Here is a 10,283-nt window from a genome sequence, read left to right as displayed (position 1 = left end):
CCGTCCCGCACGGGTGTACCCCAACGAACCACGCCAAGTCGGTTCGCGGTCTGCCTATGCAAGTGGGTACGACTTAAGCGGCGCTCGTCTCATTCGTTGCCGTCGCCTCAAGGTCCGATGCCGAGTCAGTAGCCAAGTCGAAAGTCGCCCTTGGTCGCGCAAACTGGCAAGGTCGCGGAAAGCGGATCTGCCGCCGGCGGAGCTCGACGGGTCAATCGAGTCTCGCAACAAGCCGTGCAAGATGACACTCATCAACCGAGACAAATCCGGGCAAGGAACCACCACGTGCCACTAACACAGCAGCAGCTCGAAACCAGCCTCTGGAGTGCCGCCAACGCGCTCCGCGGCCCTGTCGACCCTGCCGACTTCAAGAACTACGTCTTCCCGGTCCTGTTCTGGAAGTGGCTCTCTGACACCCACGACTACAACCATGAACTGGCTGTGGAGGAGTGGGGCGCTGATCTCACCGATGAAATCGAGGCAGACTTCCAGCCGTTCGTCATCCCGCCGGGCGAACACTGGAACGTGGTCGCGCGCAGCACGCAGGCCCGCAAAGGATTACGTGTGCGCAAGGCGATGGACACTATCGCCCAGGCCAACGCGGACACGCTGCGAGGCGTGTTCGGTGACGCAGCATTCGCCAACGAGGATCGTGTTCCTCGCCCGGCGCTGGATGCGCTGCTCAACGCCTTCGACAAGCTGACATTGAACCCGAAGCAGGTGACCGGTGACATGCTCGGCGCGGCGTACGAGTACCTGCTGGAGAAGTTCGCCGACTCCTCCGGTCAGAAGGCGGGCGAGTTCTTCACCCCGCGCTCGGTGGTGCACATGTTGGTCGACATCCTCGACCCGCAGCCCGGTGAGTCGGTGTACGACCCGGCATGCGGCTCGGGGGGCATGCTCGTGGAGACCGTTCATGCAATCTCGGCGAAGGGTGGCGACCCGCGTGCGGTTCACCTGCACGGCCAGGAGGTGAACCTCACGACTAGCGCCATCGCCCGGATGAACCTTTTCCTCCACGGGATCGAGGACCACGACATTGTGCGGGGCGACACTCTGCGCAACCCCGCGCACCGCACTGCGGCGGGCAAGCTCCAGACCTTCGACAAGGTCATTGCTAATCCCCCATTCTCGCTGAGTCCCTGGGGAGAAGAGACCTGGTCAGCAGACAAGTTTGGGCGCGCCTTCTGCGGTGTCCCACCGGCCAGCAATGGCGATTACGCCTGGGTTCAGCACATGATCACCACCCTCAGCCCCACGGGCCGGGCGGCCATCGTCCTGCCCCACGGCGTGTTGTTCCGCGGCGGCAAAGAGGCCGCTATCCGCAAGTGCATCCTCAACAACGACCAGATCGAGGCCGTCATCGGTCTGGCACCCAATCTCTTCTACGCCACGCCCATCCCGGTGTGCGTGCTGGTGCTGCGCAAGTCCAAGCCCGACGAGCGCAAGCGCAAAGTCATGTTCATCGACGCCGCCAAACGCTTCCAGCCGGGCAGGAACCGCAACGACCTCAATGAGGACGATGTCGCCGCAATCCACGCCGCCTACCACGAGGGCAACGACATTGACGGCGAGGACGGTCTGTCCCTGCGCGTCGTCGATCTCGACGAGATCAAATCCAACGACTACGACCTCAACATCGGTCGTTATGTCTCTACTGCCGTGGCCGTGGACGAGGCGACGGTCGAGGAATCTCTCGCCGCCTGGAATACCGCTCGCGCCGAGCGGGAGCAGGCCGAGGCCGCACTCCTAGAGCGGATTGTCGAAGCCGGATTCCTAGGTGATAACAATGCGTGAGGGATGGGAAGTGACTATTCTCGGAGAGATCGTCGAAATTGCCGGGGGCTCAGCAATTCCGCCCAACAACGAGGCGTATGTCGGCCTGGAACACTTCGATCCCGGAGAACGATGGGTTAAGCGTTTCGGAAGTACGTCCCAGGTGACGAGCGCGTCTACCCCGTTTAGGCCCGGAGACATCCTTTTCTCGAAACTGAGGCCGTACTTGAATAAGGTCTCAATGGTTGATCAGCGCGGGTGGTGTTCCAACGAGGCACTCGTATATCGCGCCATCCCGGAAAAGGTCTCCCAGGGGTACCTGTTCAACATCCTCCGCAGCCAGCAAGCCATCGCGTTCGCCACCCAATCCAGTGCAGGCACGCGGATGCCGCGCACCTCGTCGAAGAAGATGGACAGCTATCCAGTTGGCCTCCCGCCCCTCCGCGAGCAGAAGCGCATCGTTGACCTCATGGACTCGGTTGACGCCGCGATCAGTGCCGCCCAGGCCGAAGTGGATACGGCGGTAGCGCTGGAAACGCGGATCAACTTGGAGGTGTTCCGGCCACTACTTGACGGCGCAACCGCCCAGGTGTCGACGCGAACTGACATGAAACTTGGTCGACAGAAGGGCGGTGCTGCGGCAACGGATGTACCGAAGTACGCGACGGTGAAGTCGGGGAGCATCACCAGCACTCACTTAGTCAACCCGGCGAGCTTCGACGAAATGCCAATTCCCGAAGCTTGGATCGCCTCCCATGGGCTGCGTCCCGGTGATGTCGTACTTGCGGAGGGAGGGACTGTTGGCGAGTCCGCTGTATGGCCCGACCACTTGGTCGGAGACTACGGCTATGACAAACACGTGATCCGCATTCGACCGTTAGAAGGGAAATCCACCACCAACTTCATCGCGCACTGGTGCCGATTCATGAAGGCGAGCGGGACTTTCGATGCGACAGCAACTGGTAAGACAATCAGCGCTCTCGGTTTCGGACGTGCCGCAAAGCTCCCCTTTCCGGATCTCTCTGTGACTGAGCAGGAGGATGTAGTCAGACCTCTGGTGGCTGCCGATTCTGCCGTCTCTACGTCTCAGTCCGCTCTCGACCGTCTCCGCGATCTGCGTTCGTCGATGCTGTCTGTTCTTCTTTCTGGTGAGCATGAGATCCCCGAGACTTACGATCAGTTCTTAGGCCTACCGGAGAGGGCACAGGCAGGGTGAGCGTGTTTAGCGAGGCGAAGACGGTCCAGGATTGGTTGGTCACGAAGCTGGCCGGTCAGGGGTGGACGGAGGTCGATGCTAACGCGCTCGACCGGGACGTGACGGATGTGTTCATTGAGTCCGAGGTCGTCGCCGCGCTGATTCGTCTGAATTCGGAGATCGCTGCCGATGAGCTGCTGGTCGATGAGGTGGTGCCGCAGCTCCGGATTGCGGCGATGGCCGATGACCTGCTGACGGCGAACGAGCGGATGACCTCGTGGCTGAAGGGCCACAAGACGATCCGGTACACCGGTACCGACCGCTACTCAGGCGTAAGTCTGGTCGACTTCGAGGACCTAGATAGCAACACGTACTGGGTGTCTCGCGAGGTCACCTATGGCCCGGTCGGCAACAAGCACCGGTTCGACGTGGTGCTGTGGGTCAATGGCTTCCCGCTCGTGGTGATCGAGACCAAGACCCCGGTGAAGGCATCGGTGTCGTGGCTCAACGGGGCCATGGACATCGCCAACACCTACGTCCCGCGGGTTCCCGAGTTCTTCTCACCGAACCTGATGCTCGCCGCGACCGAGGGCAAGGAGTTCCACTACGGGGCGATCCTGTCAGAGCCTTCCGGCTGGCAGATGTGGGGCAGCACCGAAGACCCGTACGACCTGGACGGCATGGCCCGCGTGGTGCGCACTGTCGAGCTGCTGCTCACCCCGCCGATGATCACCGAACTGCTGGGTAGTTTCACCTACTTCCATTCCGACGAGTCGGCGCGATTCAAGATCCTGCCCCGCTACCCGCAGGTCGAGGCCGCGAGAGCGATCTACCGCAAGGTCAAGACCGGCGGAACCAAGGGACTGATCTGGCACTTCCAGGGCACCGGCAAGACCCTGCTCATGGCGTTCGCCGCGAACCTGATCCTGGAAGACCACGAGATCGGTGATCCCACGATCCTCATCGTCCTGGACCGCATTGACCTGGTGGGACAGACCATGCGCCAGTTCCAGGGTCTCGGGGCACCGAACCTGATGGAAGCCACGACCCGGACAGAGTTGCACGAAGCGCTGACGACGGAGCGGACCGGCGTCATCGTCACCACGATCTTCCGCTTCACCGAGGGCCACGGTGCGCTCACGCAGCGCGACAACGTGATCGTGCTCGTCGACGAAGCCCACCGGACGCAGGAGGGCGATCTCGGCGGGTACATGCGCGAGGCGCTACCGAACGCCCGGTTCTTCGGCCTGACCGGAACCCCGATCTCCGACAAGGACCGCAATACCTTCGAGCTGTTCGGCGACCCCCAGGATCCCGGCCACGCACTGAGCGAATACTCGATGGAGCGCTCCATCCACGACGGGGCATCCGTCCCGGTTCACGTCGAGCCACGCCTGGTGAACTGGCACCTGGACACCGAGACCATGGACGCCGAGTTCGATGCCCTGGTTGAGGCCGAGGGGCTCAGTGAGGACGAGCGGGACAAGCTGGTTCGCCGCGCTGGTCAGGCTCGGACCATCGTGCGCAATCCTGACCGCATTGCAGCGGTGTGCGCCGACATTCTGGAGCACTTCGCGTCCAAGGTCGCACCGCTGGGGCTCAAGGCTCAAGTCGTGGCCTTCGACCGTGAACTGGTAGTCGCCTACGAGGCGGAGCTGAACCGGCTCATCGCCGCCAACCCGGACTATGACTTCACGACCAAGGTCGTGATGACCACCGGGTCCAAGGACGATCCTGCCGAGTGGAAAAGCACCTACGGCATGTCCCGCCCAGAACTGGATCAGGCGGTCAAGGAATTCAAGACCGCCGAGACCGGCCCGCACCTGCTTATCGTCACGGCCAAGCTGTTAACTGGGTTCGACGCCCCCATCGAGGGCGCGATGTACCTAGACAAGCCTCTTAGCCGGCACACGCTGTTCCAGGCGATTACCCGCACCAACCGTCGGTACAAGTCCCCGGTCACCGGCCACGACAAGCGGTACGGCCTCATCGTCGACTACATCGGCCTGGGATCGGCCATCGCGGTGGCACTGCGCAAAGCGGACCCGGAAGGCCCAGGTACGCGCCCGGTGGACATCGACGGACTCATCACCGAGTTCTCGGGCCGCAAGGCCGCGGCCCTGGCGCGGTTCGCCGGCATCGAACGCGATGGCAGCTACGAGTCCCTGTTCGAGGCTCGCCAAGTGCTGACCAAGGACGAGGGTGAGCTAGACGAGTTCGCTCGCCAGTTCATCGGCCTGCAAGCCATCTGGGAAGTCATCTCTCCGCACGAAGATCTGGAACCACACGAGAGCGACTATCTCTGGCTCGCCGGGATCTACGAGACGACCAGGCCAACCAGTACCTCTGACGCGCTGCTATGGGCCAGGCTCGGTGCTAAGACTCAGGCCATCGTGCATCGCAACATGCGGGACGTGACGGTTAAAGGTCAGCCCGAGCAGGTTGTCATCGACGCGGAATCCATCGACGTACTGAGGACCCTGTTCGACGGCACCGAGGACGAGATCGACCCGACACGAGACATCAACACCGACCCCATCACCGTCGAGGAAGTCTTCGACACCATCTCCCGCCGCATCAAGCGCCGGCTGGAGACCACCGGTGCCGCGCTCTACAAAGATCTCTCTGAACAGCTCGAACGCCTCCACAAGCAGGCGGTCAACTCTGCAGAGGACAGCCTGCTGTTCCTCAAGCAGGCGCTGGAGGTAGCGCAACGGGCGACCAAAATCGACCGACTCGTCGATGAGGGCAAGATCGACGAAGCCGAGCGCATCCTCGATCCGAATATCGGAGCGCTCACCCAGATAGTCGAGGAGTGCAAGCCCGAAGGCGCCAGCGTCGTGATCGAGGATGTCGTCACCGAGATCGACCGGATCGTCCGTGACTCTGCCTACTCAGGGTGGGCGACGGACCAGGCCGGTGACCGCGAAGTGCGAAAGCAACTGCGGCTGGCCCTCAAAAAGTTCGGCCTTCCGCCCTCCGGTGAACTCTTCGACCGGGCTTACGCCTACGTGCGCGAGAACTATTAATGAGCTTCCCCTGCGGCACGCTGGAAGGCGATAACGCATCCGGCTGGGGCCAAGGCCCTGATCACGGTCGCGACGCTGCACGAGGCAATCTAGACGCCATTGACGGCATATCCCCTGCTCACGACCACTATGGCAACACGCCGCAGTTTGCCAGAAGTGGCATACGGTCGCTATCTTTAGTTCATCAACACCGGTCCCCTCTGTCAGGCACCGACTTAACGGTCACAGCCTGTCATGGGCCGGTTTTCTTTTTCGGAGCATGTTAGTGGCGTACGAGAAGCCCCATAAAAACCTCAACGAGCAAGTCGCCATCATGCAGGACCGGGGAATGGACACCGGCGAGCTTAAAGATGCGGTCGCATACCTCAAGAGGATCGGCTACTACCGGCTCAGCGCATACAGTTACCCCCTGCGACAGTGGACGGGCCACGGAGCTGATGCGAAACGGGCCGAGACGTTCATAGAAGGTACGACCCTTGACCAGGTCGTAAAACTCCACGACTTTGACCGAAAAATCCGAACTCTCCTACTGGACGGCCTCGGCCAGGTAGAAGTCGGGATGCGATACGCGATCTCCTACACCCTGGGGAAACGCGATCCCTATGGCCATCTCAGTATTGATCACTTGGATCGTCACCAGTGCAACGACCCGCAGCACCGAAATGACCCCTCCACGACTCGCCTAGAACACTGGCAGGCGAGGTTCGACAGGCGAATAAGCGAATCCAGGAATGAAGACTTCGTACGCCACTTCAATGAAAAGTACGCGGGTGAGATGCCCATCTGGGTCGCCGCAGAAGTGCTCGACTTCGGCGGCCTCGTCAGCCTCCACGGGCTCTTGAAAACTGAGGACAAGCGAGACGTCGCACGCTCAATGGGGTTCGAGGGTGCCAATACCGGGCACCTCCACAACCACTTCGTACAGCTCAACGTTCTGCGCAATCACTGCGCACATCAGTCCCGGATCTGGAACCGACAGATCGTTTATCGTTCACCCGTATCGAAACTCGGAAAAGTCCCCGACAGCCTGAAGCATCTGAGCAGTATCCCCGCCGACAATTCGAACAAGCTCTACACACCCGCTGCGGTAACCGCGCACATCACCGAGCACCTAGACCCGAAATGCAACTGGCGACGCACGTTCGCCACACAGATCAAGAAAATGCCCCAGTTCTCGGATCGGATCAACTACGCAACCATGGGGTTCCCCGAGGGATGGGCCGCGGAAGCGCTCTGGAGCTAAACGTGTCCTGCGCAACCTGGCAGGCAAGCGCACCCCCCTGACCATCAGTTGTTCGGCGGACCGCCCCGACGAGCCGAGTGCCGATAATGTGTGTTCCGACGTAGTTGCTGGCCAGAGCGGTCACTCGCGGTGGTGGTGATCGCTGACGGTTCGTCCCGCGCGGTAGCGAGGTTTACCGTCGGCTCCGTGGCGGTAGCGGCGTGGGTTGCGGCCTGTGTTTCGGAGGTCATGCAGCAGCTCGACAGCGCGGTCCTCCCCCAGCTCGGTGATGGCGACTCGGTAGGCGCCCTGCTTGGTGGGGTCGATGTCCGGGAGGCTGGCGACGACGCGGTGCCAGCGTAGGAGCTCGAGGAAGCGCCGCTCCCCTGCCTGTTCGGCTGCTTGTCGGATTCGGTCTAGCAGCTCGTCCATGCGGCGCAGCGTAGCGCCAAGGTCCGACGGGCGTTCTAGTGCAGGTCGCGGGCGGCGATGAGCCCGGCGATGAAGTCTGCGACGCGGTCGGCTTCTGCGTCGGTGAGGTCGAACTCTTGGCCGCCGACGACGGTACGGGCTGGCCCGAGCGGTTCAAGTCCGTAGAGGACTCGCGTGGTCGCGGACAGGGCCGCCCGATCCGCGATGGACTCCACGGTGCAGTCCAGGGCGCTGGCAATCGCGGAGAGCTGGTCGCGGCTGATTGCCACGGGTGGTGCCGACTGTGCGTAGGCAGCGGGTTGGGATTGTCCACGCTCCCACGCACTGATCCACGGCGACTTCACGCCGACAGCAACTGCCAACTTGAGCTGCGTGAGGCCCTTCTCCTGCCGTGCAGCCCGTATCGAGCGGCCGAGCGACCGAGCCTCGTCTGGAGTCACAGGGTGTAGGTCACCGCGGTGGCGGTGTCAGATCCAACCCATAGCCGCCTGCTGTCGGATGTACTCGGGGATCAAGCCGATTCCCTCCGGCCCGGAGTTCCGGAGCATGTCCAGGGTGTTGCGATTCATGTCCTGCATAGATCCCTGAAAACCGGGGATTGAGTCGTTCAGCATCTGCGCGAATGGGTCCATGACCTGCCCTTTGCCTTGTAGAGATTCCGCTGCGAGGCTAACAGCGACAGCATGTTTACAGGGATGCTTCGTGGCTTGATCGTCCCAGGATGCAGGCAACGACGGTGTCGATCACCTGGGTAGCGGTCTGGTGATCGAGGGCTGCCCAGTCAAGCGAGCGACATTTTCTCGGGTGCGGCGGGCTGGGTTAGGACGTGGCGCCTGTGGCGGGGCCGGCGGTGAGAGAGGCGCGGCGCTTGGTCTCTCGGCGCATGGCGCGGCCTTCCTCGAGCAGGATCTCGAACAGGTCGTCGGTAGGCGCTTCGGCGCTGGCGCGGGTGAGGTGGGCCGCGGTGCGGGCGAAGCGGCGGCGGTAGGAGGCGTCGAGAACGTCGGCGGCGAGGGTGCGCACTCCGACGGCGGGGGTTCCGAGCAGGGCGACGACCTGGAGTGCGTCGGCCAGGAGCTGACCGTGGTGGCCGGCCATTCGGCCGGCATTGGTGAGTGCGGAGAGCACTCGGGTTGCGTGGTGGGGTTCGTCGGCGGCGATGAGGTCGGCGATCACGCTGTACAGGTCGCCGTAGCGGGGGTTGAGGAAGTCGCTTGCCTCGAGGTGTGCGGCGATGTGGCGGGCCTCGGTGGTGTCGTTGGTGTGCAGGAGCGCGCAGAGCAGGGCGGCCTCGGGGTCGAGCTCGGGGACGGTGGGAGCAGCGTCGGCGGCGGCGAGGTCGTCCACGTCGACCGGGTCGGCGCTGGCGTGCTGCTCGGCGGTCATGATGCTCATTGTCTGTCCTGTCTCTGCGGTGTGGTGGGTGATGCCGGTTAGGCGAACAGGTCGAGCTGTTCGGGTTCGCCTTCGATGGTGGTCGCCGGTTCCCAGATGGGTGAGGCTAGGAGTCGCAGCTGCGCTTCGAGGTCGGCGATTGTTTCGCGTTCGGCGTCGGTGTGGCAGTACAGGGCGCCGGGGGTCTGGTCTCCGACCTTGGCGTGGCACCACTTGCGGTCGGTTTCGCGGAACGCGTTGGTGAAGTCTTCGGTGACGTATCGGCTGATGTGGCGGCGGATCTGGGTCCAGGTGATGTGGTGGTCCGGTTCGCTGTTCCAGGGACGGTTGGTCCCGGTCCAGATGGACACCCCTTTGCTGCGGTATTCGTATGCGAGGCCGCCGCCGTATCCAGAGGACATGCTGGCGACGATGTGGGGGATCTCGGTGTCCGGGGATGCGGCGAGGCGTCCGAGGCCGTGCAGGGAGTTTGTCTTGATGAGGAAGCGCAGTTCGGCGTGGTTGAGAGCGTGCATGGTGGTGGTCCTTTCGGGGCGCCCGTCTGCCTCGCGGCGATGGGCAGTGGGTCGGGGGGAGGTCAGCCGTAGATGACGTCGCCGAAGATGCCCATCTGGAGGGCCATGTCGGCGTTGCTGGCGTCGATGTCGCCCCGGTCGCCGTTGGTGCGGTTGGCCTCGCGGAAGTCGTTGACGAGGTCGTTGTCGATGCTGCTCTTGGCGAGCAGGTTGGCTCCGCGAACGACGGTGTCGAGGTTGACGTGGTGCTCGTCGCCGGTCTCGTACTCGCGCACGGTGGCGGTGTAGCAGTCGCCTCCCGATCCGAGCGGGTCAAGGTTGTCCCCCGCGGGCGTGGTCCCGGTCTGGTCCGCGACGTGGACGACCTCGGCCCAGTAGCCGATGCCGGTCTCGACGGCGGTGCTGAGAACGTCGACCAGGAACTGGGTGCGTTCGGGGCTGCGGACAGCCGTGGGGGCGAGTGCCTTGATCCGGTCGGGGCGATGGCCGGCCCAGTTGTCGGTGTCGGTGACGACGACCGGGGCCTGGCAATGGCCGAGGGTTCGCACGTACTCGAGCGCGTCGGCGTCGGCAGTGAGGTCGACGACCTCGTAGGCCAGTCCGGCCTTGTCGAGGGTGCGCGTGGTGGCGTCGCACTGCACGCAGTCAGCCTTGGTGTAAACGGTGATGCTCATGGTGTTCCTCCTCGGGTTGCCGGGGGCTTCCTGCCCTCTCGGTAT

Annotated in this window: 8 protein-coding genes and 1 pseudogene; 4 read left to right on the top strand and 5 right to left on the bottom strand. The window is 63.1% G+C overall.

Annotated elements, in window-relative coordinates; genetic code table 11:
• Positions 1–285: 285 nt before the first annotated feature.
• The 4 genes from G6018_RS01870 to G6018_RS01855 all read left to right on the top strand — a co-directional run bounded on the left by G6018_RS01870 (position 286) and on the right by G6018_RS01855 (position 7,243).
• The gene (locus tag G6018_RS01870) at positions 286–1,797 is read left to right on the top strand and encodes a class I SAM-dependent DNA methyltransferase (protein WP_182638573.1); all 1,512 of its coding nucleotides are present in this window, start codon (positions 286–288) and stop codon (positions 1,795–1,797) included.
• A gap of 10 nt (positions 1,798–1,807) precedes the next feature.
• Positions 1,808–2,992: a restriction endonuclease subunit S gene (locus G6018_RS01865; RefSeq protein ID WP_182638572.1), complete on the top strand. Its 1,185-nt coding sequence runs from the start codon at positions 1,808–1,810 to the stop codon at positions 2,990–2,992.
• A complete protein-coding gene (locus G6018_RS01860) occupies positions 2,989–6,000 on the top strand; it encodes an HsdR family type I site-specific deoxyribonuclease (RefSeq protein WP_182638571.1) in 3,012 nt (1,003 codons plus the stop codon). Before G6018_RS01865 ends, G6018_RS01860 begins: the two co-directional genes overlap by 4 nt.
• A gap of 265 nt (positions 6,001–6,265) precedes the next feature.
• A complete protein-coding gene (locus tag G6018_RS01855) occupies positions 6,266–7,243 on the top strand; it encodes an Abi family protein (protein WP_182638570.1) in 978 nt (325 codons plus the stop codon).
• A 120-nt stretch (positions 7,244–7,363) separates the two neighbouring features.
• Here G6018_RS01855 and G6018_RS01850 read toward each other — a convergent pair whose 3' ends face one another.
• From G6018_RS01850 to nrdH, 5 genes and pseudogenes are all read right to left on the bottom strand, one after another.
• Positions 7,364–7,654, bottom strand: a complete 291-nt coding sequence (locus tag G6018_RS01850; RefSeq protein ID WP_182638569.1) for a hypothetical protein — start codon at positions 7,652–7,654, stop codon at positions 7,364–7,366.
• Between the two features lie 35 nt (positions 7,655–7,689).
• Positions 7,690–8,094, bottom strand: coding sequence for a helix-turn-helix domain-containing protein (locus tag G6018_RS01845; RefSeq protein WP_182638568.1), 405 nt, complete (start codon positions 8,092–8,094; stop codon positions 7,690–7,692).
• Between the two features lie 379 nt (positions 8,095–8,473).
• Positions 8,474–9,049, bottom strand: coding sequence for a DnaB-like helicase N-terminal domain-containing protein (locus tag G6018_RS01840; protein ID WP_182638567.1), 576 nt, complete (start codon positions 9,047–9,049; stop codon positions 8,474–8,476).
• 38 nt (positions 9,050–9,087) lie between these two features.
• Complete coding sequence (locus G6018_RS01835; protein ID WP_182638566.1) at positions 9,088–9,564, bottom strand: hypothetical protein; 477 nt, start codon at positions 9,562–9,564, stop codon at positions 9,088–9,090.
• 455 nt (positions 9,565–10,019) lie between these two features.
• Positions 10,020–10,238: pseudogene (nrdH, locus tag G6018_RS01830) on the bottom strand (glutaredoxin-like protein NrdH); the annotation flags it as partial.
• Between the last annotated feature and the right edge of the window lie 45 nt (positions 10,239–10,283).

Source organism: Dietzia sp. DQ11-44 (assembly GCF_014145205.1).
Classification (GTDB): Bacteria; Actinomycetota; Actinomycetes; order Mycobacteriales; family Mycobacteriaceae; genus Dietzia; species Dietzia natronolimnaea.
The sequence above is the reverse complement of the archived record's forward strand: the minus strand, read 5'-3'. Positions and strand labels throughout refer to the sequence as shown.